Annotated in this window: 26 protein-coding genes and 2 riboswitches; of the genes, 24 read left to right on the top strand and 2 right to left on the bottom strand. The window is 65.3% G+C overall.

Going from position 1 to position 26,816, the window contains the following annotated elements; all coding sequences use genetic code 11:
• Positions 1–261: 261 nt before the first annotated feature.
• Positions 262–497, top strand: a riboswitch (cobalamin riboswitch).
• 134 nt (positions 498–631) lie between these two features.
• The 9 genes from AX672_RS17885 to cobJ all read left to right on the top strand — a co-directional run bounded on the left by AX672_RS17885 (position 632) and on the right by cobJ (position 12,408).
• Positions 632–2,707 carry a TonB-dependent receptor gene (locus AX672_RS17885; RefSeq protein WP_066653807.1) on the top strand — a complete coding sequence of 692 codons (2,076 nt, stop codon included), beginning with the start codon at positions 632–634 and terminating at the stop codon, positions 2,705–2,707.
• A gap of 81 nt (positions 2,708–2,788) precedes the next feature.
• Complete coding sequence (locus AX672_RS17880; RefSeq protein WP_066653898.1) at positions 2,789–3,835, top strand: HoxN/HupN/NixA family nickel/cobalt transporter; 1,047 nt, start codon at positions 2,789–2,791, stop codon at positions 3,833–3,835.
• Complete coding sequence (locus AX672_RS18775; RefSeq protein WP_124810534.1) at positions 3,807–4,346, top strand: hypothetical protein; 540 nt, start codon at positions 3,807–3,809, stop codon at positions 4,344–4,346. Before AX672_RS17880 ends, AX672_RS18775 begins: the two co-directional genes overlap by 29 nt.
• 29 nt (positions 4,347–4,375) lie before the next feature.
• A riboswitch (cobalamin riboswitch) is annotated at positions 4,376–4,603 on the top strand.
• A 182-nt stretch (positions 4,604–4,785) separates the two neighbouring features.
• Positions 4,786–5,823, top strand: a complete 1,038-nt coding sequence (cobW, locus tag AX672_RS17875) for a cobalamin biosynthesis protein CobW (RefSeq protein WP_066653895.1) — start codon at positions 4,786–4,788, stop codon at positions 5,821–5,823.
• A 10-nt stretch (positions 5,824–5,833) separates the two neighbouring features.
• The gene (gene cobN, locus AX672_RS17870; protein ID WP_066653892.1) at positions 5,834–9,118 is read left to right on the top strand and encodes a cobaltochelatase subunit CobN; all 3,285 of its coding nucleotides are present in this window, start codon (positions 5,834–5,836) and stop codon (positions 9,116–9,118) included.
• Positions 9,115–10,260: a cobalamin biosynthesis protein CobG gene (locus AX672_RS17865; protein ID WP_066653805.1), complete on the top strand. Its 1,146-nt coding sequence runs from the start codon at positions 9,115–9,117 to the stop codon at positions 10,258–10,260. The genes cobN and AX672_RS17865 overlap by 4 nt, the downstream gene beginning before the upstream one ends.
• A complete protein-coding gene (locus tag AX672_RS17860; RefSeq protein ID WP_066653804.1) occupies positions 10,260–10,889 on the top strand; it encodes a precorrin-8X methylmutase in 630 nt (209 codons plus the stop codon). The genes AX672_RS17865 and AX672_RS17860 overlap by 1 nt, the downstream gene beginning before the upstream one ends.
• Positions 10,886–11,623, top strand: a complete 738-nt coding sequence (gene cobI, locus AX672_RS17855; protein WP_053556447.1) for a precorrin-2 C(20)-methyltransferase — start codon at positions 10,886–10,888, stop codon at positions 11,621–11,623. Before AX672_RS17860 ends, cobI begins: the two co-directional genes overlap by 4 nt.
• An 11-nt stretch (positions 11,624–11,634) precedes the next feature.
• Complete coding sequence (gene cobJ / locus AX672_RS17850; protein ID WP_124810533.1) at positions 11,635–12,408, top strand: precorrin-3B C(17)-methyltransferase; 774 nt, start codon at positions 11,635–11,637, stop codon at positions 12,406–12,408.
• Here cobJ and AX672_RS17845 read toward each other — a convergent pair.
• Positions 12,372–13,133, bottom strand: coding sequence for a cobalt-precorrin-6A reductase (locus tag AX672_RS17845; protein WP_066653801.1), 762 nt, complete (start codon positions 13,131–13,133; stop codon positions 12,372–12,374). The genes cobJ and AX672_RS17845 overlap by 37 nt on opposite strands.
• Here AX672_RS17845 and AX672_RS17840 point away from each other — a divergent pair.
• From AX672_RS17840 to cobU, 15 genes are read left to right on the top strand one after another with little or no spacing between them, the layout of a single operon-like run.
• Entirely contained in the window at positions 13,132–14,340 is a 1,209-nt protein-coding gene (locus AX672_RS17840; protein WP_066653798.1) for a bifunctional cobalt-precorrin-7 (C(5))-methyltransferase/cobalt-precorrin-6B (C(15))-methyltransferase, read from the top strand. The genes AX672_RS17845 and AX672_RS17840 overlap by 2 nt on opposite strands.
• Positions 14,337–14,717: a cobalamin biosynthesis protein gene (locus AX672_RS17835; RefSeq protein WP_066653889.1), complete on the top strand. Its 381-nt coding sequence runs from the start codon at positions 14,337–14,339 to the stop codon at positions 14,715–14,717. The genes AX672_RS17840 and AX672_RS17835 overlap by 4 nt, the downstream gene beginning before the upstream one ends.
• Positions 14,714–15,499 carry a precorrin-4 C(11)-methyltransferase gene (gene cobM, locus AX672_RS17830; protein WP_066653796.1) on the top strand — a complete coding sequence of 262 codons (786 nt, stop codon included), beginning with the start codon at positions 14,714–14,716 and terminating at the stop codon, positions 15,497–15,499. Before AX672_RS17835 ends, cobM begins: the two co-directional genes overlap by 4 nt.
• Entirely contained in the window at positions 15,496–16,830 is a 1,335-nt protein-coding gene (locus AX672_RS17825; RefSeq protein ID WP_066653794.1) for a cobyrinate a,c-diamide synthase, read from the top strand. Before cobM ends, AX672_RS17825 begins: the two co-directional genes overlap by 4 nt.
• The gene (gene cobF, locus AX672_RS17820) at positions 16,827–17,606 is read left to right on the top strand and encodes a precorrin-6A synthase (deacetylating) (RefSeq protein ID WP_066653792.1); all 780 of its coding nucleotides are present in this window, start codon (positions 16,827–16,829) and stop codon (positions 17,604–17,606) included. The genes AX672_RS17825 and cobF overlap by 4 nt, the downstream gene beginning before the upstream one ends.
• Complete coding sequence (gene cobO, locus AX672_RS17815) at positions 17,596–18,222, top strand: cob(I)yrinic acid a,c-diamide adenosyltransferase (protein ID WP_066653789.1); 627 nt, start codon at positions 17,596–17,598, stop codon at positions 18,220–18,222. The genes cobF and cobO overlap by 11 nt, the downstream gene beginning before the upstream one ends.
• A 14-nt stretch (positions 18,223–18,236) precedes the next feature.
• The gene (gene bluB / locus AX672_RS17810; protein ID WP_124810531.1) at positions 18,237–18,866 is read left to right on the top strand and encodes a 5,6-dimethylbenzimidazole synthase; all 630 of its coding nucleotides are present in this window, start codon (positions 18,237–18,239) and stop codon (positions 18,864–18,866) included.
• 25 nt (positions 18,867–18,891) lie between these two features.
• The gene (locus AX672_RS17805) at positions 18,892–19,299 is read left to right on the top strand and encodes a DUF1636 domain-containing protein (RefSeq protein ID WP_066653785.1); all 408 of its coding nucleotides are present in this window, start codon (positions 18,892–18,894) and stop codon (positions 19,297–19,299) included.
• Complete coding sequence (gene cobT / locus AX672_RS17800; protein ID WP_066653783.1) at positions 19,296–20,312, top strand: nicotinate-nucleotide--dimethylbenzimidazole phosphoribosyltransferase; 1,017 nt, start codon at positions 19,296–19,298, stop codon at positions 20,310–20,312. The genes AX672_RS17805 and cobT overlap by 4 nt, the downstream gene beginning before the upstream one ends.
• Complete coding sequence (locus tag AX672_RS17795; protein WP_066653780.1) at positions 20,309–20,878, top strand: histidine phosphatase family protein; 570 nt, start codon at positions 20,309–20,311, stop codon at positions 20,876–20,878. The genes cobT and AX672_RS17795 overlap by 4 nt, the downstream gene beginning before the upstream one ends.
• Positions 20,875–21,615 carry an adenosylcobinamide-GDP ribazoletransferase gene (locus AX672_RS17790; RefSeq protein ID WP_066653778.1) on the top strand — a complete coding sequence of 247 codons (741 nt, stop codon included), beginning with the start codon at positions 20,875–20,877 and terminating at the stop codon, positions 21,613–21,615. The genes AX672_RS17795 and AX672_RS17790 overlap by 4 nt, the downstream gene beginning before the upstream one ends.
• The gene (gene cobD / locus AX672_RS17785; protein WP_066653882.1) at positions 21,612–22,595 is read left to right on the top strand and encodes a threonine-phosphate decarboxylase CobD; all 984 of its coding nucleotides are present in this window, start codon (positions 21,612–21,614) and stop codon (positions 22,593–22,595) included. Before AX672_RS17790 ends, cobD begins: the two co-directional genes overlap by 4 nt.
• Entirely contained in the window at positions 22,588–23,538 is a 951-nt protein-coding gene (cbiB, locus tag AX672_RS17780; RefSeq protein WP_066653886.1) for an adenosylcobinamide-phosphate synthase CbiB, read from the top strand. Before cobD ends, cbiB begins: the two co-directional genes overlap by 8 nt.
• The gene (locus AX672_RS17775; RefSeq protein WP_066653776.1) at positions 23,526–25,013 is read left to right on the top strand and encodes a cobyric acid synthase; all 1,488 of its coding nucleotides are present in this window, start codon (positions 23,526–23,528) and stop codon (positions 25,011–25,013) included. Before cbiB ends, AX672_RS17775 begins: the two co-directional genes overlap by 13 nt.
• Complete coding sequence (cobU, locus tag AX672_RS17770) at positions 25,010–25,537, top strand: bifunctional adenosylcobinamide kinase/adenosylcobinamide-phosphate guanylyltransferase (protein WP_066653774.1); 528 nt, start codon at positions 25,010–25,012, stop codon at positions 25,535–25,537. The genes AX672_RS17775 and cobU overlap by 4 nt, the downstream gene beginning before the upstream one ends.
• A 403-nt stretch (positions 25,538–25,940) precedes the next feature.
• On the opposite strand, the gene AX672_RS17765 is transcribed toward cobU, so the two are convergent.
• Positions 25,941–26,165, bottom strand: a complete 225-nt coding sequence (locus tag AX672_RS17765; protein ID WP_066653771.1) for a helix-turn-helix domain-containing protein — start codon at positions 26,163–26,165, stop codon at positions 25,941–25,943.
• Between the last annotated feature and the right edge of the window lie 651 nt (positions 26,166–26,816).

Below are 26,816 nucleotides of genomic sequence, written 5' to 3'. Positions count from 1 at the left end.
AGGCCGAACCGACCCGCAGATAGTGCCGCCTCCATACGTCTGGATTCGACCACTTCCGGTCGTACAGGAGTCCGATGGCCAACGATAGGTTCAGTGAAAACCCGCCATTCAAATCGAGTGCGCGCGGTTGGTGCGCTCTGGCCGTGCCAATGGCAATGGTGGCGCGGGATGCAGTAATCGTTGATTCAATCCCTGCTCCAAGCGTTATTGGCTTTTCCGATCACTTCAGTTAGACGAGGGATCGAGAACCGGATCATTCCGGCTTTCATTGATCGCGCCGGTGCCCCCCGCAAGGGGCTTAATCGGGAATGCGGTGCGGAAGCTTGCTTCCAAATCCGTGGCTGTCTCTGCAACTGTAAGCGGATAGCGCGATGTACATCGCTCCTCATTTGAAGGGGCAGCCACTGGGCCGGACGCTAAATCATGCGAGGTCTGGGAAGGCGTGCATCAAGCTGTGACCCGTGAGCCAGGAGACCTGCCGGCGTCTGGTCGCTCTTGCCTTGGTCCAGAGGATGGCTGCGGCACGGTGAACTCCGTCTGAGCGACGAACGAGCGGCTGGGGTCGCATCGGAGACGTGCGTCGGCCACCCATGGCGTCCGGTCGCCGCGCGTGTCGCCCGTTCGCGCGGGTATGCCCCGGCCACGTCGCAAGACGCCGGGGGACTATTTCGTGATCAAGACCATTACTACCAGCAGCGCACTTCCGCTGATCTGTATCGGAACACCGGCCTTTGCCGAAACCTCTGAAAAGGGATCGCAAACAAGCGCGGATGCAGTCGTGGCAGACAACGACATTGTGGTTTTCGGTCGCGGTGAGGCCATGATCGGCACTGCCAAATCAGCGAGCGAAGGAAGCGTCGGAGGGGCCGATCTCCTCGTGCGGCCTCTTCTCCGCGTGGCCGAACTGCTGGAAGCGGTGCCGGGGCTGGTTGCAGCCCAGCATTCGGGGAGCGGCAAAGCCAACCAGTATTTCCTGCGCGGTTTCAACCTCGACCATGGGTCTGACTTCAGTACTTATATCGATGATGTGCAGATGAACTTTCGTACCCACGGACATGGTCATGGCTATCTCGACCTCAACGGGCTCATTCCGGAGATCGTGGGCCGGGAGGATTTTCGTAAAGGGCCCTACCGCGCCGATGGCGGTGATTTCGCTCTGGCGGGAGCAGCCTATATGACGACCATCAAGGGTTATGACCGGCCATGGGCATCGGCCGAGGCTGGATCATATGGTTGGCGCCGCGTCGCTGCGGGCGGAACATTGCACGACCTGGGTGCTGGAGACCTCACGCTTGTCGCCCAGGCCAAGACCTATGACGGACCGTGGCAGGAACCTGAACGTCTGCGCCACTACTCGGGGTTCGCGAAATATAGGATGCCGACCGGTGCGGGCACATTGGAGGCATCTCTCCATGCCTACCGGGCGACATGGCACCCAACCGAGCAAATCCCCGAGCGCATTATCGGCACGGCGTTGTGTGCGGATGTGTTCTGCTCTCCAGATCCTTCCGCGCGGGGTGAGACGACGCGCCTGGTGGCTAACATCGCGGTCAAGCAACCGACATGGCGCGCCAATGTCTATGCCCAGTTTTATGACTGGTCGATGTTCTCGAACCCCACTTACACCGATCCGGATAGCACAAGCGCGCAGATCAAGCAGTTCGACCGGCGTTGGGTCCTCGGGCTGTCCGCACAAAAACATTGGGAAATCGCTGACAGTCTGGCTGTGAGCCTTGGCACCGAAAACAGATACGACGCCGTCGGGAATGTTGGTGTCGATCGAACGGCTGCCCGCGCATTTCTTGCGTCACTCGGGCACTACCGGGTCGGGGAATTGTCTTCCGCGCTCTACGGCGAAGTCGCTTGGAAACCCTTGGCGGGACTGCGTGTGACAGGTGGTCTTCGCGGGGACTATTATCACTATTCCGTGCGTGCACGAGATTCTGTTGCGGCGTCGCTGGGCGAAGGCAGTGGCTCAGCGTCGATTCTCTCTCCCAAGGCGTCAATCGCCTATCAGGTTACGCCGCATCTTGAACTCTACGCCAACTGGGGCCGTGGATTCCATTCCAATGATGTTCGGGGTGCGGTCAACAGGGACACGCCTGTTCCCGTTCTGGTTCGCGGCATTGGCAAGGAACTGGGAGGACGCATTCAATTCTCAGGGGTCACGTTAACCGCGACTTACTGGTGGCTGCATGTCGGCAGCGAACTTCGTTTCATTGGCGATTCCAATGCTGTTGAACCGTCGGGTGCCAGTGGGCGTCATGGCTATGAAATCGTCGCCTTCTGGCGGCCGTTCCCTTGGCTTGCGCTTGATGGAAACTATACCGCCAGCCATGCGCGCTTCGACAATGGCGATCACATCCCCAATGCATTCGAGAACGCGGCTTCAGCAGGTGCCGCCATCATTCTTGATCCCTGGGAAGCCAGCATTCGGGTGCGCCACCTTGGACCTTCTCCGCTTGTCGAGGACAACAGTGTCCGGGATCGGGGCAGCACGGTCATGAATGCCCGAGCCGCGTGGAAGGGCAAGAAGGTCGAGATATTTGGAGAAGTGCTGAACATCTTCGACAGCCGAGACAAGGACATCGCCTATTATTACGAGTCCTACATCCCCGCCTTTGATGCAGGTGCTCCGGTGGAAGGCCGGTTGAGCCGCGTGGTCGAGCCTCGAACTGTGAGGATTGGCGCAAAGGTCAATTTCTAGCGAAATCCCTTGATGGGCGGCGCTGCGGCACGTCTGCGGCACCGTCCTTCGTTTGTTCATTCCTCAATCGCCGAGCCAATCATGCCCCTCACGAAGACACTGCCGTCCCTGTCTCTGCGCCGACGAATTGGTGCCTTGTTTGCCGGATTGATCGCCGCCAACATTGGCGTCTGGGTCTGGGCATTCAGCCTGTTTCATGCACAGCCGTTGATGCTCGGCACCGCCGTGCTTGCCTGGGGGCTGGGCCTGCGTCACGCGGTTGATGCCGATCATATTGCGGCGATCGACAATGTGACCCGCAAGCTGATGCAGGACGGGCAGCGTCCGGTTTCGGTCGGATTCTGGTTCGCGATCGGGCATTCCGGAATCATTGCCATAGCATCGATCATCATTGCGGTGACGGCCAGCGCGCTGTCGCAGTTTGGCGCTTTCAAGGAAATCGGTGGCGTGATTGCAACCGTGATTTCCGCGCTTTTCCTGTTCACGATCGCCGGCATGAACCTGGTCATCCTGCGCTCTGTCTGGCGGACTTTTGCCCATGCTCGTGCAGGCGGCAGCTATGCCGAGGACGATCTTGATCTGCTATTGGGTGGGCGCGGTCTGCTTTCCAGACTGTTCAGGCCGATGTTCCGCCTCGTGAACAAAAGCTGGCATATGGCCCCGCTGGGGTTTCTGTTCGGGCTTGGGTTCGATACAGCAACCGAAGTTGCCATTCTGGGCATGTCGGCCAGCCAGGCCGCCGATGGCCTGTCGATCGGGACAATCCTGGTCCTGCCCGCCCTGTTCGCGGTCGGTATGGCCCTCATCGATACGGCGGACGGCGTGGTGATGCTGGGCGCTTATGAATGGGCCTTCGTGAAGCCGATCCGCAAGCTCTACTACAACATCACCATTACCCTGATCTCGGCCATCGTGGCGATTGTCATTGGTGGAATCGAAACGCTGGCCCTGATTGGCGACAAGCTGGCCCTTACGGGTAGGCCATGGCGGGTCGCCGCTGAACTGGGCGAAAATTTCAATGGTCTGGGCTTCGCCATCATCGGTCTTTTCGTGTTCTGCTGGCTGGCGAGTTACGCGATCTATCGCTGGAAGCGGTTCGATGAAATCGAGGTTTCGGTCGTTGCCTGACCGTCACTGCGTGGATCGTTGCGTCATACTCAGCCACGATGACCAGTCCTGCACCGTCTCAATCGATCTTGATGTCCGAATGCCGCTCGGGCTTCGCGTACATCACGGCGAGCGCGACGCGGCGATCCGGATGCTGATGGCTCGTTCCAACGGAACATTCGTTAAATCCAGAAAAAGTTGTGTCTTTGATCCGAATTCAAGGCAGGCTGCGGAAGATCTCGTCGATGCCATACGGAAACGGCTTTTCCGGATAGCGTGCAAGCCTGTCAGTCAACGGCAGGTCGAGGATATTCTCTGCATCACGTCCCGCGAGCGAACACGGTGGGCCAAGGACGGCCGCTTGGCCCTATCGGGGGCTTCCAGGATCAGAAAAGGCGTAACCGAAATAACGCTCTGGACTTATCCCTGCGATGCGATCGAGCGCCTGGCAGCCAACCCATCCGAGATAAGGCGATGGCGTAAAGAGGATGAAGCAACAACTTCAATTGGCTTGGCTGGCATTTTCGTCTAGAGCGCGCGGCGAAGGACCGGGGCAACCCGCCCTTCAATGATCGCGCCGGTGCCCCGCAAGGGGCTTAATCGGGAATGCGGTGCGGGAGCTTGCTCCCAAATCCGTGGCTGTCCCTGCAACTGTAAGCGGATAGCGCGATGCACATGCTCCTGAACACAGGAGCTGCCACTGGACAGCGCTTTGGCGCAAAGTCTGGGAAGGCGTGCATCAAGCTGTGACCCGCGAGCCAGGAGACCTGCCGGCGCACCGGTCGCTCTTGCCTGATCCAGGGGATGGTCACGGCACGGTAACTCTCCGTCTGAGCGACGAAGCTGTGCGGCTGGGGCTGCACGGCCGCGTGGTAACGGGTGCTTCATCGCGCCTGCCCGTTGCGATGCGCCGACCGGACTTGTCCGGCAAGCCCCGCCGTTTGTCGCTCTGGCGCGCGGAGGAATTGCTTGTGGCCGACCTGTCAAAGGTGCCTGTCACCATCATTACGGGCTTTCTGGGCGCGGGGAAAACCACGCTCATCAGCCATTTGATCCGCAATGCGGGCGGGCGCAGGCTGGCGGTGGTGGTCAACGAATTCGGCTCGCTGGGCGTGGATGGCCAGATTCTGGAATCTTGCGCCATTCCGGATTGCCCGGCGGAAAACATCGTAGAACTGGCCAATGGCTGCATCTGCTGCACCGTGGCGGATGACTTCATCCCCACGGTGGAAAAGCTGCTGGCGCTTGATCCGCGCCCGGATCACATCCTGATCGAGACATCGGGTCTGGCCTTGCCCAAGCCGCTGCTCAAGGCGTTTGACTGGCCCGCGATTCGTAGCCGGATCACCGTGGACGGTGTGCTGGCGCTGGCCGATGCCGAAGCGGTGGCGGCAGGCCGGTTCGCGCCCGATGTGGCCGCGCTTGACGCCCAGCGCGCCGCCGATCCCAGCATCGATCATGAGACGCCGCTTTCGGAAGTGTTCGAGGACCAGCTTGCCTGCGCCGACATGATTCTGCTGACCAAGGTTGATCTGGCAGGTCCGGAAGGTGTCGCCGCAGCGCGCGCGATCATCGCGGCGGAGCTTAGTCGCCCGGTTCCGGTGATCGAACTGACCGAAGGCGTGGTCGATCCGCGCGTGGTTCTGGGCCTTGATGCCGCTGCCGAGGACGACATCGCCGCGCGCCCATCGCACCATGATGGAGATGACGACCACGAGCACGACGACTTTGACAGCACCGTCATCGCATGGGGCGAGATCGCCGATCCGGCAGTGCTTGTGGCGCGGATCGAAACGCTGGCGCGCGATCACCATATCCTGCGCGTGAAGGGCTATGCCGCCGTTGCGGGCAAGCCGATGCGGCTGCTGGTGCAGGCGGTAGGCGCGCGGGTGCGCCACCAGTACGACCGCCCGTGGCGGCCTGACGAGCCGCGCCGCACCACGCTGGTCGCCATTGCCGAGCACGATCATGTCGATGCAGACGCCATTCGCGCGGTGCTGCTGGCGTAAGGCGCGGGCCATGCACGTCATTTTCCGCGAAACGCACGGGATGGAGGAAACCGCCGTCCCGCAGGATCTGGGGCAAGAGCCTGCGGATCTGGTGGTCCTGTCCTTTTCGGACAGCGACCTGGGCGCATTCGCGGCGGCATGGCATCAGGCCCGCGCGGGCGATGTGGCGTTCCCTTCGCTGCGGCTCGCCAATCTGGCGGCGCTGATGCATCCGCTGTCGGTCGACACGTATGTCGAGCGGACACTTTCGGGTGCAAAGGCGATCCTGATCCGGCTGATCGGCGGCACGCCCTATTGGAGCTACGGGCTGCAACAGGTCGAGGCGCTGGCCCGGTCGCGCGGCATCGCCCTGGCCGTGCTGCCCGGCGACGGCTGGGAGGACGCGCGGCTGGATGCGGTTTCGACCGTGCCGGTGCCTGCATTGCGCGAACTTGCGCAGTGGTGCGATGCTGGCGGTGCAGGGGCGGCGCAGGCGGCGCTTGCCGCGCTGTCGCAGCTGGCGGGGCTGATTGATGCCCCCGCCCGGACATGCGATCCGCTGCCGATGGCGGGAGGCTGGCATCCCGGCTTTGGCGTGGTCGATCCTGAAGCCTTTGTGCGCGATCCGGCAAGGCCGCTGGTCCTGATCGTGTTCTATCGTTCTTACCTGACCGCCCACGATCTGGACCCGTTTGCCGCCCTGCATACCGCGTTCGAGCAGCGCGGTTTCGATGCATTGTCGATCTTCGTCCCCTCGCTGAAAGCCCCGCAGGTGCGCGAACAGGTGGACCGCTGGGTGCGCGGACTTGGCCCGGTAGCGATCATCAACGCTACCGCTTTTTCCGCGCGGGGCGAGGACGGCGCCACCCCGCTTGATGGCGCGGGCGTTCCCGTGTTTCAGCTGGCGCTGGCCACGTCCGGGCGCGCGGGATGGGCGGCGGCGTCGCGCGGGCTTTCCCCCGCAGACATTGCCATGCATGTGGTGCTGCCCGAAATTGACGGGCGGGTGTTTGCAGGCATCGCCAGCTTCAAGGAGGCGGGGACGCGCGATCCCGCGCTTGGCTTTGCCCGTACCATCCATCGCGCCGATGCCGGCCGGATCGAAGCGATCACCGCGCGGGTAGCGGGCTGGATCGCACTTGCCCAAACGCCGGTTGCCGAGCGGCGGGTTGCGCTGGTCCTGTCGACTTATCCCGGCAAGGCATACCAGATCGCCCACGCCGTGGGGCTGGATGCGCTGGCTTCTGCCGAGGCGATCCTGGCCGATCTGGCCGAGGCGGGATATGCCACTGACGCGCAGGCCAGACTGGCAGCGCTCCTTGAATGCACACATCAGCACTGGCCGCTGGCAGAGTACCGCAAGGCGTTGGCAGCACTGCCCGATACCCTGCGCGCTGAACTTTTCGCCGCATGGGGCGAGCCGGAAGCCGATGCTGCCGCCGCCGATGGCGCGTTCCGTTTTGCCGCGCTGCCCATCGGCAACGCGCTGGTAGCCTTGCAGCCCGAACGCGGCGAGCGCGCCCATCGCGACGGCGACTATCACGACCTGTCCCGCTGCCCGCGCCATGGCTATGTGGCGTTCTACCTGTGGCTGCGCCAGCGAAGCGTGGACGCGCTGGTGCATGTCGGCGCACATGGCACACTGGAATGGCTGCCGGGCAAATCAGTCGCGCTGTCCGATGCTTGCTGGCCCGAGGCGCTGACCGGCGCGATGCCGGTGATCTATCCGTTCATCGTCAACGATCCCGGCGAAGCGGCGCAGGCCAAGCGCCGGATCAGCGCGGTTACGATCGGGCACGTTCCCCCGCCACTGGTGCAAACGCAAAGCGGTGCGGGGCTGGCCCGGATCGAGGCGCTGCTGGATGAATTCTCCAACGCTGGCGGGCTGGACCCGGCCCGCCGCGACCGTCTGCAAGTGAACATCCGCGACGAAGCGCGCGTGCTGGGACTTGAGGCGGAACTGGGCCTTGATGACGCGGCCACGCTGGTCGAGGCGATCACCCGGATCGACCGCTTCGTTTGCGATGTAAAGGACAGCCAGTTCGGTGGCGGGCTGCATGTGTTCGGGCGGGGAGATCAGGGCGCAGCCGAGCGGGCCGGATTGCTGGCGGCACTCGACGGACGCCGCGTTCCGCCCGGTCCCTCCGGCTCCCCCTTTCGCGGGCGCAGCGATGTGCTGCCAACCGGGCGAAACCTTTATGCGATAGACCCGCGCGCCGTGCCTTCACGCGCGGCCCATGCCCAAGGGGTGACACTGGCAGAGGAGCTGATCCGGCGGCATCTGCAGGATCACGGCGATTATCCGCGCGGGCTGGTGCTCGATCTGTGGGGATCGGCCACGATGCGCACGGCGGGCGAGGAATTCGCCATGGCGCTGCACCTGCTGGGCGCAAAGCCGCTGTGGGACACCGCGTCCGAACGGGTAACAGGCATCGAAATCCTGCCGCTGGCGCTGCTGGACCGGCCGCGTATCGATGTGACGTTGCGGATTTCCGGCCTGTTCCGCGATGCCTTTCCTGCGCTGCCGATACTGTTTGGCCAAGCGGTGCGCGCGCTGTGTTTGCGCGATGAACCGGCGGACTGGAACCCGTTTGCAGGGCAGGCTGCGGCACCGCGCGTCTATGGCCCGGCCCCCGGCAGCTATGGACTGGGTCTTGGCGATGCAGCCGAGGTCTATACTGAAGCGGCCCGGCGCGCTGCTGGTGAGGCATGGCTGGCGGCATCGGACCATGCGTTTGACGCAGCCTCCGATGCGATCGGAACCTTTGCCGATCCTGACGGCCTGCGCCAGCGTGTTGAAGGAGCGGACGCCTTTGTCCATCTTCAGGACTTGCCCGAAACCGATCTGCTGCTGGCCGCCGATTATGCCGCGCACGAGGCGGGCTTTGCCGCTGCCAAGGCGCTGATCGGTGGTTCGGCGGCGCTCTACCACCTCGACAATCGCGATCCGGGGCGCACCGTTGCGCGCACCCTGACCGAAGAGATCGCCCGCGTGGTCCGCGCCCGCGCGGCGCACCCAGGCTGGGTGGCGGGCATGATGCGGCACGGCTTTCGCGGGGGGGCAGAACTGGCCGCGACGCTGGACCATATGGGTGCCTTTGCGCACCTTTCAGGCAGCGTACCGCCGCATCTGTTCGACCTTTATCACGACGCGACACTGGGCCAGACCGATGTTCGCGCATTTCTTGAACGCGAGAATCCGGCTGCGCTGGCGGCGATGGAAGCCCGCTTTGCCGCGCTCCATGCCGCCGGGCTGTGGCAGACCCGGCGCAATTCCATCCTCGCCAGCCTGCCAAGGCTTGAGGACAGGGCATGAGCAGTTTTGCGGTGAAGGGCTGGTGCCCCGATGCCTGGCACCCGATGATGGCGGGCGACGGGCTGCTGGTGCGGGTAAAGCCTCGGCTTGGCCGCCTGACGCGGGCGCAAGTGCTGGGCCTGTGCGATGCCGCCGTGGTGCACGGCAATGGCCTGATCGACATGACCGCCCGCGCCAATCTCCAGCTTCGCGGGGTGCCTGAAACTGGCTGGCAGGCGCTGCTCGACCGGTTGCTTGTGCTGGATCTGGTGGACCCTGACCCTGTCATCGAACAGCGGCGCAACATTCTGGTCGCGCCGGATTGGCGCGCCGGTGATGACAGCCACCGCATTGCGGGCGCATTGCTGACCCGGCTGGATGAGTTGCCCGATCTGCCCGGTAAAGTGTGCTTTGCCATCGATGCCGGTCAGACCTGCATTCTGGGTGGCGAGGCGGGCGATTTCCGCATTGAGCGCGGCGGCGATGGCGGTCTGATCCTGCGCGCCGATGGCCGCGCCACCGGTATGGCGGTTGCTGCTGGCAGGGAAGTGGACGCGCTGATCGCGCTCGCCCACTGGTTTGCGGCCAGCGGCGGCGCGAAAGCGGGGCGCATGGCGCGACACCGGCTGGTCCTGCCCGAATGGGCCTGTGGCGACATTCTGCCCGCGCCGTCGGCTGCTTGCATCGTGCCGGGCCTTCATGATCTGGGCCTCCGTGATGGGAGTTGGGCCTATGGCTTGCCGTTTGGCCGGATAGAGGCGCGGATACTGGCCGTGATGGTGGAAGCATCGCCCGCCGCAGCGGTGCGGATCACGCCGTGGCGTGTGCTGCTGGTGGAAGGCGCGCCTGCCGTTTGCGCCGGTGGGCTGATCGATAATCCTGCCGACCCGCTGCTGCATGTCGATGCTTGCCCCGGCGCGCCCTGCTGCCCGCAGGCCTCGGTTGAAACCCGCGATCTTGCCCGCCGCCTTGCACCGCATGTCGCCGGGCGGCTGCATGTTTCGGGCTGTGCCAAGGGCTGCGCCCGCCAGCGCGCCGCCGATGTCACGCTGACCGGCCGCGATGGCCTGTTCGATCTTTCCCTGAACGCACCCGCCGGTGCGTTGCCAGTTCGCTCTGCGCTCAGCCCAGCCGAGCTTCTCGCCCATTTCGGAGCCGCTTGATGCCCCATATCTATGAAACCGATGGCGCGGCCATCTATCGCCAGTCTTTCGCCACGATCCGCGCCGAAGCCGATCTGGCGCCCTTTTCCGCTGATGAGGAACCGGTGGCGGTGCGCATGATCCACGCCGCCGGGATGGTGGACCTTGCCGCGCATATCCGCTTCTCACCCGGCTTTGCCAGTGCGGCGCGGGCGGCGCTGGCCGCTGGCGCGCCGGTGCTGTGCGATGCGCGGATGGTGTCCGAAGGGATCACCCGTGCGCGGCTGCCTGCTGATAATCAGATCATCTGCACCCTGAATGCGCCGCAAGTGCCCGACATGGCGCGGGCAATGGGTAACACCCGCTCTGCCGCCGCACTGGAACTGTGGCGGCCGCATCTGGCAGGCGCGGTGGTGGCCATCGGCAACGCGCCAACCGCGCTGTTCCATCTGCTGAATATGCTGGAAGATCCCGATTGCCCGCGCCCTGCGGCGATCATCGGCTGTCCGGTGGGCTTTGTCGGCGCGGCCGAATCCAAGGCCGCGTTATGGGCCGCGCCGCCGGTGCCGTGCTGCATCGTTGAAGGGCGGCTGGGCGGCAGCGCGATCACGGTTGCTGCGATCAACGCTTTGGCGAGCGGCAACGAATGAGCGCGGCCCTTTCCTGCGGGACGATCCACGGCGTGGGTTTGGGTCCGGGTGCGCCCGATCTGTTGAGCGTTCGCACCGACCGGCTGGTGCGCGGCGCCCGCCACGTGGCCTATTTCCGCAAGGCCGGGCGGCCGGGTCAGGCGCGGCGGATTGTTGAAGGAATGCTCCGCCCCGACGTGATCGAAATCCCGATGGAATATCCGGTGACGACCGAGATTCCGTTATCCGACCCGCGCTACAACGACTGTCTTTCCGCTTTCTATGCCGAATGCACGCAGCGATTGGTCATGCTGGCGCAGGCAGGCGAAGACGTGGTCGTGCTGTGTGAGGGCGATCCGTTTTTCTACGGTTCGTTCATGCATTTGCACACCCGGCTGGCGGGCACGGTTCCGGTGGCAGTGGTGCCGGGTATCACCGGCATGGCCGGGGCGTGGAACGCAACCGGCATCCCGATCACCTGGGGCGACGATGTGCTGACCATCGCGATGGCGACCCTGCCCGAGGATGAACTGGTGCGACGCATCCGCGATACAGATGCGCTGGTGGTGATGAAGATCGGGCGCAACCTGCCCAAACTGCGCCGCGCGGTGGCCGCTGCCGGGCGCGAGGATGCGGCATGGCTGGTCGAACATGCCGCCATGCCAGGTCAGCGGGTCACGCGGCTGATCGAGGCCGAAACGGTCACGCCCTATTTCTCGATCCTGCTGATTCACGGCCAGGGGCGCCGGCCATGAGTGCCGGGGCCATGAGCGGCTGGCTGGCCATCGCCGGTCTAGGGCCGGGCGACGAGGCGCTGATTACGCCCGAAGTCACCGCCGCTCTGGCCGGGGCAAGCGATGTCATCGGCTATATTCCCTATGTCGCCCGGATCGCCCCGCGCGCCGGGCTGACACTGCATCCGTCCGATAACCGGGTGGAGCTGGCCCGGGCCGCCCATGCGCTGGACCTCGCGGCGCAGGGGCGGCGCGTGGTGGTGGTATCATCGGGCGATCCGGGCGTTTTCGCGATGGCCGCCGCCGTGTTCGAGGCGCTGGAGGCAGGCCCGGCCCACTGGCGCGATCTCGACATCCGGGTGCTGCCCGGCATCACCGCGATGCTGGTCGCCAGCGCGCGGGCGGGGGCGCCGCTGGGTCATGATTTTTGCGCGATCAACCTGTCGGACAATCTCAAGCCGTGGAATTTGATCGAAAAACGGTTGCGGCTGGCGGCAGAGGCGGACTTTGCCATGGCCTTCTACAACCCGAGGTCAAAAGCCCGGCCCGAAGGTTTCGAACGTGTACTGGACCTGCTGCGCGAAGTGTGCGGCCCGGATCGCCCGATCCTGTTCGCCCGCGCCGTATCGACGCCGGACGAGCAATTGCGGATCGTACCGCTGGGTCAGGCCCGTGCAGACATGGCCGACATGCGGACCATGGTGATCGTCGGATCAAGCCTGACGCGGATCATCGAACGCCCAAGTGCGCGAAAGCCTAGCCCCATCCTCTATACGCCCCGCTCGGCCTTGGGTTCGGCATCATGACCCAGCCACACCAGCACATCTTCAGGGCGATAGCATTCGGCCCGGTCCGGAACGACGGGGCGATCAATCATCAGGACCGGCAAGCCCAGATACCGCGCCGCGATCAGCTTGGCCTCAGCGCCTTGCCCGCCAGCGTTCTTGCACACCACCAGATCGATGGCGTGCGCCTCCATCAATGCGCTGTCGCCTGTTGCGGTGAACGGCCCGCGATCGACGATCAGGGTGTGATGGGGCAAGCCCGGCGGCTGGTCTGGCGCATCGACAAAGCGCAACAGATAATGATGCTGCGGCTGGGCAGCGAAGGCTGCCACATGCATCCGGCCCAGCGCCAGCATGATGCGGCGGGTCGGGCCTGCCAGCGCTGCCACCGCACCGTCGATGCTGGCAACGCGGGTCCAGCGGTCTCCGGCGACCGATTGCCACGCCCGGCGGGTCAGCGCTACATGAGGCACTCCGGCCAGACGGGCCGCCTCCACGGCATGGCTGCTCATCGTTGCGGCAAAGGGGTGGGTCGCGTCCACCAGATGAGTCACGCGGTGGTGGCGCAGATAATCGGCCAGCCCCGCCACACCGCCGAACCCGCCGACACGCACCGGCACCGGTTGAGCGCGGGGGTTTTCGGTCCGTCCGGCATAGCTGAGCGTCGTCGCAATGCCCCGCGCGCCAAGCAGGCGGGCAAGCGCGCTGGCCTCTGTCGTGCCGCCCAGCAGGAGGACGTTGGGCATGGCTGATATGGCTCCTGAAGCGTGGTTGACGATCATCGGCATTGGCGAGGACGGGCCGGACGGCCTTTCCGCCGCCGCCGGCACGGCGCTGGCGCAGGCCGGACTGGTCATGGGACCGGCACGGCACCTGTCGCTGCTGCCCGCGATTACCTGTACCATGATCGAATGGCCAGTACCCTTTGCCGATGGCATTGCCCTGCTGATGCAACATCGCGGGCAGCGGGTGGTGATGCTGGCATCGGGCGATCCGTTCTGGTTCGGGGCGGGAAGCAGTGTGGCGAGCCTGCTTGATCCGGGCGAATGGGTTGCGATCCCCGCGCCTTCCACCTTCACGCTGGCGGTTGCGCGGCTGGGCTGGCCGGTTCAGGATGTGGCCTGTCTTGGCTTCCATGCCGCGCCGTTAGATCGGCTCAAGCCCCACCTGGCACCAGGGCGGCGCGTCATTGCACTGTTGCGCGATGGCGCGGCGGTGGCCGCGCTGGCGGACTATCTGACCGGCCAAGGCTTTGGCGCGTCAGCGTTGCATGTGATGGAAGCGCTGGGCGGGCCGCGCGAACGGGTTCGCACCGCGCGCGCCGAGGGGCTGTCTTTCACCGACATCGCCCATCCGGTAGCGGCCGGGATCGAGTGTGCCGGGCATGGCCCGTCCTTGCCGCTGACGGCGGGCCGACCGGATCACTGGTTTGCGTCCGACGGGCAGTTGACCAAGCGTCCGGTACGCGCGCTGACGCTATCGGCGCTGGCCCCGTGTGCGGGTGAGCTGCTGTGGGATATTGGCGCGGGATCGGGATCGATCGGGATCGAATGGCTGCTGGCCCACCCGGCCAACCGGGCCTGCGCGATAGAGGCGGATCCGGTGCGCGCGGACCGTGTGCGGGCCAACGCCGCTGCGCTGGGCGTTGACCGGCTGAAGGTGGTCGTCGGGACGGTGCCGGATACCTTGCCACCGGGACCATCGCCCGATGCGGTGTTCATCGGCGGTGGATTGTCCGATGCTTTGCTGGACGCGCTGTGGGCGCGTTTGCCCGCCGGAACGCGGCTGGTAGCCAATGCGGTGACGCTGGAATCAGAAGCGCTGCTTGCCCGGTGGCATGGCCAGACGGGCGGGAGCCTCCTGCGCATCGAACTGGCCGACGCCGCGCCGCTGGGCAGCCGCCACGGCTGGCGCGCGCGCTATCCGGTGGTGCAATGGAGCGCGGTGCTGTGATTGTCGCGGGCTTCGGCTTTCGGTCGGGCGTCAGCCTGTGTTCGCTGCGCGCCGCGTTCGCGCTGGCGGGGCAGGGGCAGCCGCCGGTCACCCATCTGGCTGCGGCGCATGACAAGCTTGCGGCGCTGGTGCCGCTGGCCGAAGTGCTGGACCTGCCGCTGATGGGCGTGGCGTCCGATGCACTGGCCGCCGTTTCCACCCCCACGCGCTCCATCGCCAGCCTGAACGCTCGTCACGTCGGCAGCGTTGCCGAAGCGTCCGCGCTTGCCGCTGCTGGCGCGGGTGCGCGCCTGCTGTCGCCGCGCCACATCTCCCCCGATCGCATGGCGACGTGCGCCATTGCTGCCAGCGTCAACCTTCAGGAAATCCCAACATGACCGTCCATTTCATCGGCGCCGGTCCCGGCGCGCCCGACCTTTTGACCTTGCGTGGACGCGACCTGATCGCAGAGTGCCCGGTGTGCCTTTATGCCGGGTCGCTGATCCCGGTGGCCGTGCTGGATCACTGCCCGCCGGGCGCGCGGATCGTGAACACCGCGCCGCTGGAATTGGACCAGATCATGGCCGAGATCGCCGCCGCCCACGCCGCTGGGCACGATGTGGCGCGGCTGCATTCGGGCGATCTTTCGGTCTGGTCGGCGATGGGCGAGCAATTGCGCCGCCTGCGCGCGCTGGACATTCCCTTTACCGTGACGCCCGGTGTCCCGGCGTTCGCCGCCGCCGCCGCTGCGCTGGAGGCAGAACTGACGCTGCCCGCGCTGTCGCAATCGCTGGTGCTGACCCGCACGCCGGGCCGCGCCAGCACCATGCCGCCCGCCGAAAGCCTGACCAATTTTGCCATGACCGGCGCGACGCTGGCCATTCACCTGTCGGTCCACAATCTGGCGCAAGTGGTGGCGGACCTGACGCCGGCCTATGGCGCAGATTGCCCCGTCACCGTGGTCTGGCGCGCCAGTTGGCCCGATCAGCGGATTGTCCGGGCCACGCTCGACACGATCGAGCAGGCCGTGGCGGGCAGTATGGAGCGCACCGCCTTGATCCTTGTCGGGCGGGTGCTGGCAGCACAGGATTTTGCCGAAAGCAGCCTTTACGCGCCCGGTTATGACCGCCGCTTTCGTCCGCAGGATGCCACGTCACGCTTTGCCGGTGCGGTCGAATGAGCGCGCGCCACCAGACTCCGGGATTGATGATCGCCGCCCCCGCATCGGGCACAGGCAAGACCACGGTGATGCTGGGCCTGCTGCGCGCCCTGACCGAAGACGGGCTGGCTGTGCAGCCGTTCAAGAGCGGGCCGGACTATATCGACCCCGCGTTTCACCGCGCGGCCAGTGGCAGGCCGTCGTTCAATCTCGATAGCTGGGCGATGGAGGACGATCTGATCGCTGGCATTGCGGCGCAGGTCGGGGGTGCGGACATGGTGCTGGCCGAAGGGTCGATGGGACTGTTTGACGGCGTGGCCAGCAAGGGTGCGTCGGGCAATGGTGCCAGCGCCGACATGGCGCGCCGGATGGGCTGGCCGATCGTGCTGGTGCTGGATGTGTCGGGGCAGGCGCAGTCCGCCGCCGCCACCGCGCTGGGGTTCAGCAGCCTTGATCCGGGGCTGCCATTTGCCGGGGTGATCCTGAACCGCGTGGCCAGTCCGCGCCATGAACGGCTGGTCCGCAAGGGGATTGAGGCGGTGGGCATCCCCGTGCTGGGCGCCCTGCCAAGGCGCGGCGACCTGACCCTGCCCGAACGCCATCTGGGGCTGGTTCAGGCGGTGGAGCATCCCGATCTTGATCGCGCGATTGCCGAGTTTGCAGCGTTCCTGCGCGCCCATGTCGATCTTGACGCTATTCGCCTTGCCGCTGGTGCCGCACCACAAGCCGACGGCGGCAAGCTGCCCGCCCCTCCGGCCCAGCGGATCGCCATGGCGCGCGATCCCGCCTTTTCGTTCGTCTACCCGCATCTGATCGAAGGCTGGCGGCGCGCCGGGGCGGAGATCCTGCCGTTTTCGCCACTGGCCGATCAGGCGCCCGCCGCCCATGCCGATCTGGTGTGGCTGCCTGGCGGCTATCCCGAATTGCACGCCGGGACCATCGCCGCCGCCACGACATTCCTGTCCGGCCTACGCCGCCATGCCGAAACGCGGCCCGTTCACGGCGAATGCGGCGGCTATATGGTGCTGGGGCAGGGGTTGATCGACAAGAGTGGTGAACGGCACCGGATGGCCGGGCTGCTGGGGCTGGTCACCAGCCATGCCCAGCGCAAGATGCACCTTGGCTATCGCCATGCCGAACTGCTGGTGCCGATATCGGGCCTTGCCGCCGGGACCAGACTGCGCGGGCACGAGTTCCACTATTCCACCATCGTTGAACAAAGCGACGCGCCGCTGGCGCTTGTGACCGATGCCGAAGGCGCGGCGGTGGCCGAAAGCGGATCGCATCGCGGCCATGTCACCGGCAGCTATTTCCACATGATCGCGCCCGCTTCGTGCCGAGAAGCCCAATGATCGACCTCCACCTGATCGGCATCGGCACGGGCAACCCCGATCACCTGACAGCGCAGGCCGTGGCGGCGATGAACCAAGCTGACCTGATCCTGTTGCCGCGCAAGGGGCAGGCCAAGTCCGACCTGATCGACCTGCGCCGGGAGATCTGCGCGCAGGTTCTGACGGGGCCAACGCGGATTGTGGAATTTGACCTGCCAGTAAGAGGTGGGCCAGTGCGCGGTAATGGGGCCACTTATCTGGATGACGTCAATGCCTGGCATGATGCCATCGCGGATGCGTGGCAGGCGCAGATCACCCAGCATTTGCCCGGTGGCGGCACACTGGCGCTGCTCGTCTGGGGCGACCCCTCGCTGTATGACAGCACCTTGCGCATTGCCGATCGGCTGAGCAGCGCGGGCGTTGAAATCACCGTGCGGGTGGTGCCGGGCATCACCAGCCTTCAGGCGTTGACCGCCGCCCATGCCATGCCGTTGAACCCGCTGGCCGGCCCGGTGACGATCACCACCGGGCGGCTGCTGCGCGCCCATGGCTGGCCTGCCGGAGCCGACACGATTGTCGTCATGCTCGATAGCGGCGGCGCGTTCGAGGGGCTGCAACCGCAAGGCATCACCATCTGGTGGGGCGCTTATCTGGGCATGGCGCACGAGGCGCTGGAACAGGGCCCCCTGGCGCAAGCCGGTCCCCGGATCGCGTTGCGCCGGGCGGAACTGCGCGCGCGCCATGGCTGGATCATGGATGTCTATCTCATGCGAAGGGAATTGGCCGATGGAACCTGAAAACCAAGTAGAAGTTGCAGGCGGCGATGCCCGCCACGCCGAAAAGATGCGCAAGAAGCAGACCGCGCAGGCCAAGATCATGGCCAGCAAGACCCGCGAACAGGGCCTGCTGATCGTCCACACCGGCAAGGGCAAGGGCAAAACCAGCGCGGCGCTGGGCATGGTGGTTCGCGCCATTGGCCACGGCATGAAAGTGGGGGTGGTCCAGTTCGTCAAAGGGGCGATGAAAACGGGTGAAAAGGCCGTGTTCGATGCCTTTCCGGACAATGTCGAATTCAAGCCGATGGGCGAGGGATTTACCTGGGACACACAGGACCGCACGCGCGATATCGCGGCCGCCCGCGCCGGCTGGGACGAGGTCAAGCGCATGATCGCCGACCCCAGCTATCACATGGTGCTGGCCGACGAACTGAACATCGTGCTGCGGTATGACTATCTGCCGGTCGATGAAGTGGTGGCGGTGCTGACCGCGCGCGATGCCATGAAGCATGTGATCGTTACGGGTCGCAACGCGCCCGACGCGCTGATCGAGGTGGCGGACCTTGTCACCGAGATGACCATGGTGAAGCACCCCTTCCGTTCGGGCGTGAAGGCGCAGGCGGGGATCGAATTCTGAGCGACGCCCCGCCTGTGTTCGACGCGGAATTTGCGGAGCAATTCACGCAATTGCTGCGCTGGCGGCGCGATGTGCGGCAATTCGATCGCCGCGCTGTGGCGGAAGCGGACATGCGCGCGCTGCTGGCCTGCGCCGCGCTGGCGCCATCGGTCGGCAATGCCCAGCCGTGGCGGTTCGTGCGCATACGGACGCCGGACATCTGCAAGGCGCTGGCCGCCCATGTCGACGGGCAAAGCGCCCATGCGGCAGAGCGTTATGCCGGGCAGGAGCGGCACGATCACTACTTGTCGCTCAAGCTGCACGGCCTGCGTGAGGCGCCCGAACTGATCGCGGTGTTCTGTGACGAACAGCCCGAGGCGGGGCACGGCCTTGGCATTGCCACCATGCCCGAAATGTTGCGCTATTCCTGCGTGCTGGCGATCCACAATCTGTGGCTGGCGGCACGGTTGCGCGGACTTGGCCTTGGCTGGGTGTCGATTGTCGATCCCCCGGCGGTCCATGCCCTGCTGGACGTTCCCGCCACCTGGTCGCTGATCGCGCTGCTGTGCATCGGCTACCCAGCCGATATTTCCGACACCCCCGAACTGGAACAGCGCGGCTGGCAGCCGCGTGAACCGTGGGCCGACCGGGTGTTCGAACGATGATTATCAATCAAAGGACCAGAAAACCATGCTGATACCCGTGGAGGACGGCCCCGCTATCGTGGCCTGCAACACCTGCCGCCACAGTGCCGATGCGCGTGAGGACGCCGCCGGAACGCGCGGCGGCGCGCAACTTGTTGCCGCGCTGCGCTCGGTTCAGCAGAGCGACGCGCGCTATGCCGGGGTTGCCGTGCAGGAAATGGCCTGCCTGTTTGCCTGCACCGATTTCTGCACCATCCACCTGCGCGCGCCGGGCAAGGTCGGCTATGTGCTGGGCCGCTTCGCCCCGGACGAGGACGCCGCTACCGCCATTCTGGACTATGCGGTCCACTATGCCGCCAGCGAGCATGGCCGGGTGCCGTTCAAGCAATGGCCGCAAGGCGTGAAGGGCCATTTCATCACGCGCACCCCGCCGCCGGGCTTCGTCGCGGAATGAGCCGGTTTGCCACGCTGGCCGCGTTTGAAGCAGCCCTTGCAGATATGCCAATCGCTGATGCGGACGCCATCGCCGCTGCGCGCGCGCGGCAGACCAGTCTGACCAAGCCAGCCGGATCGCTAGGGCGTCTGGAAGACATCGCCGTGTTTCTGGCCGGATGGCAGGGCACGGCGCAGCCGGTGATCGAACAGGGTCGCGCGGCGATCTTTGCCGGGAATCATGGCTTCGTCGTCCACGGGGTCAGCTCCTTTCCCGCCAGCGTGACCGCCGCGATGGTCGGCAATTTCACTGCTGGCGGCGCGGCGATCAACGCACTGGCCGGGGCGGCCGGACTGGATCTGCGGGTGGTTGCACTCGATCTCGACCGGCCCACGGCGGACTTCACTGTCGCTGCGGCAATGGACGAGACGGAGTGCCTTGCTGCACTTTCTGCCGGAGCGGCGGTGGTGGAGCCGGGGCTGCACCTGCTGGTCGTCGGCGAAATGGGCATTGGCAATTCGACCGCCGCCGCCGCGCTCTGCGCGCGCAGTTATGGCGGCACGCCCGCGCAATGGGTCGGGCCGGGCACCGGGGTTGATGCGGGCGGAATCGCGCGCAAAGTGGCGGTGGTGGAACAGGCACTGGCCTGTCATGCCAATGCGCCGGACACCCCGTTTGAAATCCTGCGCCGGTTGGGCGGGCGCGAAATCGCCGCGATTGCCGGGGCCGTGCTGGAGGCGCGCCGTCTGCGTATTCCGGTGGTGCTGGACGGGTTCATCAGCTGCGCCGCGCTGGCGCCGCTGGCCGCCGCCGTTCCGGCGATCACCGATCATTGCCTGGCGGGCCATTGTTCGGCTGAACCGGGGCATATCCGACTGCTGGGGCATTTGGGCCTTGATCCCCTGCTTTCGCTGGGGATGCGATTGGGCGAAGGCAGCGGCGCCGCACTGGCGGTGTCGGTAATCCGGGCAGCGCTGGCCACGCACAATGGTATGGCGACATTTGCCGAGGCCGGGGTGGCAGACGGCTTGTGAGCAGCTTTCCACTTTACCTCTTGCGCCATGGCGAACCGGAAGGCGCGGGGCGGCTGATCGGCCGCACCGATGCGCCGCCTACGGCCGCCGGTATCGCGGCCTGCGCCGATCAGGCGCGGGATCTGGCGGCGGAAGTGCTGATCGCGTCCGACCTGTCACGGGCGCGTTTGGCGGGCGAGGCCATTGGGCTGGCGACCGATGTGCCGCTGTCAATCGATCCGCGCTGGCGCGAGCTGGACTTTGGCGCATGGGACGGGATGGCGCCGGGCGATGTCGAAGGCGCGGCGCTGGCGCGGTTTTGGGACGATCCCGATGGCCATGCGCCGCCCGGTGGAGAACGCTGGTCGGCGCTGGTGGAGCGTGTGTCCGCTGCCATTGACGATCTGGCCGCGCGGCCAACGCTGATCGTCACGCACGCTGGCGCGATGCGGGCGGCGCTGGCGGTGTTGTGCGGGTTTGACATGCACCAGACGTGGGCCGTTGACCTGCCCTACAATTGCCTGCTGACGTTGCGCGTCTGGCCCGGAGCAACCCCCACGGCACAGATCGCGGGGCTTTATCCGTGAGGGGCTTCATCATCGCCCTGCAATTCCTGACGCGGCTGCCTATGCCAACTCCACTGCGGACAATAGTCGTGGATGATGCCGCGTTTGCCCGGTCGATGCGCTGGTTTCCCGCTGTAGGCCTGGTTATTGGTGCAGCGGTTGCGGGAGCCGCATGGGCAGGCGCGCTGGTCGATCACCGGCTGGGCACATTAGCCGCACTGATCGTCTGGGTGGGCGTGACCGGCGCGCTGCACCTTGATGGCCTGGCCGACCTCGCCGATGCCAGCGGCGCGGCGCATAAAGATCGCGAGCGGCTGCTGGCCGTTCTGGCCGATCCCCATGTCGGCAGCTTCGGCGTTGTCGCGATTGTGCTCCAACTGCTGAGCAAGTTGGTGCTGCTGGATATGCTGGTGGATGCACGGGCGTTTGGCGCGCTGGTACTGGTGCCGTTTGCCGCGCGCATCGGCCCGCTGGTGTGGACATGGTGGCTGATGCCGCTGCATCAGGGGCTGGCGGCTCGATTCCGTTCCGCCATCGGCGCGATCGATCTTGCGGGCTGGGCGGCCGCGCTGGCAGCGGCGGCGTGGTTCACTCCGGCGCTGCTTGTCACACCATTGCTCGTTCTGTGGTGGGGGAGGCACGTGCGCCGCGCGTTGGGCGGGATTTCCGGCGATGGCCATGGTGCAGGCATCGAGTTGATCGAAACCGGCTTGCTGCTGAGCGTGGCAATCACGGGCCTATGGATACACACGACATGAACAGTTTTAGTTTTCACGGCGGCAGGTTGGCCGATGCCATGGCGCAGTTCGGCATGGGCAAGGCGCCGTGGATCGACCTGTCCACCGGCATCAATCCGCATGGCTGGCCCGGCGCGGACAATCTGGCAGTGGACTGGCAGGCGCTGCCCGACACCGGCGCGCTGAACGATCTGGAGGCCGCCGCCGCCGCCTGTTTCGGCGCGGACCCTGCCCATGTCTGCGCTGTTCCGGGCACGGAGATCGGCTTGCGCATGCTTGGCGATATCCTGCCCGGCCCCGCTATCCATGCCCAGCCCAGCTATCGCACCCATGGCGAGATGATTCCCCGCAGCCGTCCCGTAGCCCTGACCGAATTGGCGGGGACAGAGGAAGCGACCCTCATCATCGCCAATCCCAACAACCCCGATGGGCAGATCACCCCGCCCGCGACGCTGCTGGGCTGGCTGGAGGCGCGGCGCGACAGCGCAGCGTGGCTGGTCGTGGACGAAGCCTTTGTCGATGCCGCCCCGCACAGCAGCCTTGCCGCCCATGTGCAGGACGAACAGCGGCTGATCATCTTCCGCTCGTTCGGCAAATTCTTCGGGCTGGCCGGGGTGCGGCTCGGCTTTGTGCTGGGACCGCGCGCGCTGATCGCGCAATATCGGCAGCGGTTGGGCAGTTGGCCGCTATCGGCAGCGGCGCTGGCCATCGGCACGGCGGCATATCAGGATGTGGACTGGACAGCCGCCATGCGGATGGCCTTGCTTGAACAGGCGGATGCGCTGGACGCGGTGCTGGCGCGGCGAGGTTTCAGCGCGATAGGTGCCTGCCCGCTGTTCCGGCTGATCGAAACGGACAATGCCGCCGCGCTGTTCGAACGCCTTGCGCGCCATGCCATCCTGACGCGGCCGTTCGATTACGATCCGCGCTGGCTGCGCCTGGGCCTGCCCGCCGACCGAGAGGCGCTGGATCGCCTTGATGCGGCGCTGGCTGATGATTGATCTGACTGCTTTCCTGGCCTTGGTGCTCGACGCGGCAGTGGGCTGGCCTCAGCCGCTGTATCGCCGGATCGGCCATCCTGTGGGCATCTTTGCGCGGATTATCGCCGCGCTGGAACGGCGCTGGAATGTCCCCTCGCGGTCCGATGGACAGCGGCGCATGGCCGGGGCGGTCACCGTCCTGCTCCTGCTGGGTGTGGCGGGCGGTGCGGGCTGGGTGCTGCAAAGTCTGCTCGTGGCAATCGCCGGGCCTTGGGCCTGGCCCCTGATCGCTGTGCTGGCCTGGCCGGGTCTGGCGCAGCGCAGCCTGTACGACCACGTGCGCCCCGTTGCCGATGCGCTGGAGCGGCAGGATATGCCCAGCGCGCGCGCCGCAGTCGGCATGATCGTTGGCCGTGATACGGCGGCGCTTGATGAAGCGGGTGTTGCCCGAGCGGCGATCGAGAGTCTGGCGGAAAGTTTCTGCGACGGGGTGGTCGCGCCGTTGTTCTGGCTGCTGGTGCTGGGGCTGCCCGGTATCTGGGCCTATAAGGCGATCAACACCGCCGACAGCATGATTGGGCACCGCGAGGAGCGATGGCGCGCCTATGGCTGGGCTGCGGCCCGCACCGACGATGCGATGAATCTCGCGCCAGCGCGTCTCGCGGGATTGCTGATCTGCCTGTGCGGCGGGGGTGGCTGGCGGATAGTATGGCGCGATGCGTCCAGGCACGCCTCGCCCAATGCGGGCTGGCCCGAGGCCGCGATGGCCGGGGCGCTGGGGCTGCGTCTGGCGGGGCCAATCGCTTATGACGGGATTCTTTCGGACAAGCTCTGGATTGGGGAGGGAGACCGCCCGGCCCGGGCAGAGGATATTCAGCGCGGATTGGGCATCTACGCCCGTGCATGTCTGTGCCTGTGGTTGATAGCGGCCGGAATTGCAGGAGGTGCAGCATGGGCGCTATAATGCTTCAGGGCACCGGCTCTGATGTGGGCAAATCCGTGCTGGTGGCGGGGCTGTGTCGCGCCTTGGTGCAGCGGGGTTTGCGGGTCTTGCCGTTCAAGCCGCAGAACATGTCGAACAATGCTGCCGTCACCAGCGATGGCGGCGAGATCGGCCGGGCGCAGGCCTTGCAAGCGATCGCCTGCAAGGTGGAGCCGCATACCGACATGAATCCGGTGCTGCTGAAACCGCAGGCGGATCGCACATCGCAACTGATAGTGCATGGCCGGGTGCGAGGCACATTGGGCGCGGGCAATTTCCGGCAGGCACGGGGCGCTTTGCTGGGCGAAGTTCTGGCCAGCTATGAGCGGCTCCGTCAGGCCTGCGACATCGTCGTGGTCGAAGGCGCAGGATCTCCTGCGGAAATCAACCTGCGCGCAGGCGACATTGCCAACATGGGATTTGCGCGCGCGGCAGGCGTGCCAGTCGTGCTGGTGGGCGATATTGATCGCGGCGGAGTAATTGCCGCCATCGTTGGCACGAAAACGATTATCGACCCGGCCGACGCGGCGATGATCCAGGGCTTCATCATCAATAAGTTCCGGGGCGATCCCGCCTTGTTCGCCGATGGCTATGCCCAGATCGAAAGCTTGTCAGGCTGGCGGGGTTTAGGTGTTGTCCCGTGGCTGGGGGCCACCGCGCGTCTGCCAAGCGAGGATGCCGTGGTACTGGAACGCGGCAAGATGCGCGCAGGGGGGCGCACCATGATCGCCTGTCCGATCCTGCCGCGCATTTCCAATTTCGATGATCTTGATCCGCTGAAGCTCGAACACGAGGTAGAACTGCACATGGTTCCGCCCGGTCAGCCGATTCCGGCAGAAGCCGCGCTCATCATCCTGCCCGGATCAAAGGCGACCATTGCCGATATGGCCGCTTTGCGCGACGAAGGCTGGGACATCGATATTCTGGCGCATCACCGGCGTGGCGGGCTGATCCTTGGGATTTGCGGTGGTTACCAAATGCTCGGCAAAAGTATCGCAGATCCCGATGGGATTGAAGGTCCGGCCAGCGCTGCCAGCGGCCTTGGCCTGCTTGATGTCGAATCAACCTTGCACGCCCACAAGGCGTTGCGCCCGGTCAGCGGGCTGGCGATGGACGCGCCTTTTCAGGGGTATGAAATGCACATGGGGCAAACCAGCGGGCCGGACACGCAGCGGCCCTTCGCCCTGCTTTCCGATGGACGCTGCGATGGCGCGATTAATGCAGGCGGAACGGTGTTTGGTTCCTATGTCCACGGCCTGCTGGCCGATGCGGAGCTGCGCCGGGCACTACTGTCGCGCATGGATGTAGAAGCCGGGGGCGTGGACTATGGCTTCACCGTCGAGGCGGCGCTTGACGAGATCGCAGTCGCGCTGGAGGAGGATCTCGATATCGACGCGCTGGTGGCGCTGGCGATGGCGGAACGCCCCGCCTCCGTCCCAGCGAGAGACAGTGCATGAGCAGTGCCTTGCCCCATTTGCTGGTGCTGGGCGGAGCTCGTTCGGGCAAAAGCCGCTTTGCCCAAGGCCGGGCAGAGACCCTGACAGGTAAACTGGTCTATCTGGCGACAGCCCAGGCCTTCGATGATGAGATGCGCGAACGAATCGCGCTGCACCGCGCCGATCGCGGTCCGCGCTGGTCAACTGTCGAGGCACCGCTGGACCTGGCGGTGGCAATCACGGCATATAGCACGCCGGAAACGGTGGTGCTGGTCGATTGCCTGACGTTGTGGGCTTCGAACCTGATGCTAGCGGAACGCGATACTGCTACCGCTACGGAAGGACTGGCGCGCTCGCTTTCAGCCGCACGGGGGCCGGTCATTCTGGTCGCCAACGAAGTGGGTCTGGGCATTGTACCCGACAACGCCCTTGCCAGAAGGTTTCGCGATGTTGCGGGCCGCATCAATCAGGAAATAGCGGCAGTGGTTGAAGAGGCAGTCATAATGTTCGCCGGCCTTCCATTGACGCTGAAACCTAAAGGATGAGCGGCTAGCCATACCACTTGCCACTGTGCAACTCGTGGGGGCAGGTGGTATGGGGCAAAGCCAGATCCAGCGTGTCGGTAACGTCGCCAGCAATGATTGTGGTGCATAGCTTCCACTAGATGATGTAGCGGGAATAACGGTGTCTGCGGCTCGCTGATTAGCGAGTATGCCTTCGGACTCGGGGATCCCCGACCGCAGAGGTAATCACCGAAGTGCGCCAGTGCTCGACTGTCGACCGGTCTTGACAGCCTGGCCCGTTTTTTGTCCCGGTGTTGACACCTGAGCCGGAAACCTTTTGCCCCAGACCCCCATCCGCCCCATCTCACGCTAGCTAAGGCGGGTTGCGGCGAAGTCTGCCGTTTGAGCGGCGCACGTCGAACGGCAGCATTGTCCCACTAGCCGCCTAGCGCCGCGATTTCTGGATAAGGCGGCGCAGGCTGGCAACGGTGATGAGTGTTGACGCGCCGATCTTGACGACATCGACCTCGCCCGCCGCGATCAGCTCATACAGCTTCGACCGGCCAATTCCTGTCAGCTGTACCGCGACCGGGATACGCACGGTCAACGGCTCCAGCGGCAGTTGCGGGGTTTCCGGTATGGCGGCATTTTTGGGCAGGGCGCGGGGCATGAACTTCGCTTTCGTCAGATGGATTTCGTGCGCGCCATATTGCCTGAAGCGAAGGCAGCTCTCTATCGCCGCCTCTGCGCCTGGCTACTCCTCGCAGCCCAGCGCAGACAAACAGGCTGCCGGAAAGTGGGGGACAGGTAGGGAGGCTTGCGGCGGGTGTTCCGCTTCCCGGCCAAACTTCATCAAAGCAGGGCATTTCGTGCCCATCGCAGGCAAGCGTTGCTTGGCGGCCTTTAGGTGGCTGCGGAATACCATCGGCGGAATCGGCAAGGCAGCAAGATTCGGACTGTTTTGGAGGGCGAGATAAAAGAGGTGCCAGCACTCGGTTGTTAAGCAGATGAGTTATTAGAGCTTTTCCCTATGGCACCGAATTTCCGGTGCCATACGCTCCCGTTGAAACTCCCGGATCTCAGCCCTGAAACGGTATGGCACCGCCCAAAATCGACAGATTGCGCCGCCGGAGGCCGAGCGCCGCCATCGCATCACCGCCCCATCACGGGCACCCATCGCACTCGGCCTATCGTTGACCGAACCGGATCGAGCACAAACGCCCAAAAATCAGCGGTGCCAGACGATAGCGCCGCAGATTTCTGCGCTTTTGCGCAATATCGTATGGCAGCCTTCCTTCGGTGCCATACGAAATTCCTCAAC

The sequence above is a fragment of the Sphingomonas sp. CCH10-B3 genome, from assembly GCF_001556185.1.
In the GTDB taxonomy this organism is placed as follows: Bacteria; Pseudomonadota; Alphaproteobacteria; order Sphingomonadales; family Sphingomonadaceae; genus Sphingomonas; species Sphingomonas aquatica.
This window is presented reverse-complemented; position numbering and strand designations above follow the sequence as displayed.

What these genes read in the sequence shown, in the direction of transcription:
- AX672_RS17840 (WP_066653798.1), top strand. Translation starts at nt 13,132, where the DNA reads ATGGCTGATATGGCTCCTGAAGCGTGGTTGACGATCATCGGCATTGGC.
- AX672_RS17775 (WP_066653776.1), top strand. Translation starts at nt 23,526, where the DNA reads ATGGGCGCTATAATGCTTCAGGGCACCGGCTCTGATGTGGGCAAATCC.
- AX672_RS17885 (WP_066653807.1), top strand. Translation starts at nt 632, where the DNA reads ATGCCCCGGCCACGTCGCAAGACGCCGGGGGACTATTTCGTGATCAAG.
- cobO (WP_066653789.1), top strand. Translation starts at nt 17,596, where the DNA reads ATGGAACCTGAAAACCAAGTAGAAGTTGCAGGCGGCGATGCCCGCCAC.
- AX672_RS17860 (WP_066653804.1), top strand. Translation starts at nt 10,260, where the DNA reads ATGCCCCATATCTATGAAACCGATGGCGCGGCCATCTATCGCCAGTCT.
- AX672_RS17865 (WP_066653805.1), top strand. Translation starts at nt 9,115, where the DNA reads ATGAGCAGTTTTGCGGTGAAGGGCTGGTGCCCCGATGCCTGGCACCCG.
- AX672_RS17825 (WP_066653794.1), top strand. Translation starts at nt 15,496, where the DNA reads ATGAGCGCGCGCCACCAGACTCCGGGATTGATGATCGCCGCCCCCGCA.
- AX672_RS18775 (WP_124810534.1), top strand. Translation starts at nt 3,807, where the DNA reads ATGAAATCGAGGTTTCGGTCGTTGCCTGACCGTCACTGCGTGGATCGT.
- cobU (WP_066653774.1), top strand. Translation starts at nt 25,010, where the DNA reads ATGAGCAGTGCCTTGCCCCATTTGCTGGTGCTGGGCGGAGCTCGTTCG.
- cobJ (WP_124810533.1), top strand. Translation starts at nt 11,635, where the DNA reads ATGAGCGGCTGGCTGGCCATCGCCGGTCTAGGGCCGGGCGACGAGGCG.
- cobN (WP_066653892.1), top strand. Translation starts at nt 5,834, where the DNA reads ATGCACGTCATTTTCCGCGAAACGCACGGGATGGAGGAAACCGCCGTC.
- AX672_RS17880 (WP_066653898.1), top strand. Translation starts at nt 2,789, where the DNA reads ATGCCCCTCACGAAGACACTGCCGTCCCTGTCTCTGCGCCGACGAATT.
- cobF (WP_066653792.1), top strand. Translation starts at nt 16,827, where the DNA reads ATGATCGACCTCCACCTGATCGGCATCGGCACGGGCAACCCCGATCAC.
- cobM (WP_066653796.1), top strand. Translation starts at nt 14,714, where the DNA reads ATGACCGTCCATTTCATCGGCGCCGGTCCCGGCGCGCCCGACCTTTTG.
- AX672_RS17765 (WP_066653771.1), bottom strand. Translation starts at nt 26,165, where the DNA reads ATGCCCCGCGCCCTGCCCAAAAATGCCGCCATACCGGAAACCCCGCAA.
- cobT (WP_066653783.1), top strand. Translation starts at nt 19,296, where the DNA reads ATGAGCCGGTTTGCCACGCTGGCCGCGTTTGAAGCAGCCCTTGCAGAT.
- AX672_RS17845 (WP_066653801.1), bottom strand. Translation starts at nt 13,133, where the DNA reads ATGCCCAACGTCCTCCTGCTGGGCGGCACGACAGAGGCCAGCGCGCTT.
- cobI (WP_053556447.1), top strand. Translation starts at nt 10,886, where the DNA reads ATGAGCGCGGCCCTTTCCTGCGGGACGATCCACGGCGTGGGTTTGGGT.
- cobD (WP_066653882.1), top strand. Translation starts at nt 21,612, where the DNA reads ATGAACAGTTTTAGTTTTCACGGCGGCAGGTTGGCCGATGCCATGGCG.
- cbiB (WP_066653886.1), top strand. Translation starts at nt 22,588, where the DNA reads ATGATTGATCTGACTGCTTTCCTGGCCTTGGTGCTCGACGCGGCAGTG.
- AX672_RS17805 (WP_066653785.1), top strand. Translation starts at nt 18,892, where the DNA reads ATGCTGATACCCGTGGAGGACGGCCCCGCTATCGTGGCCTGCAACACC.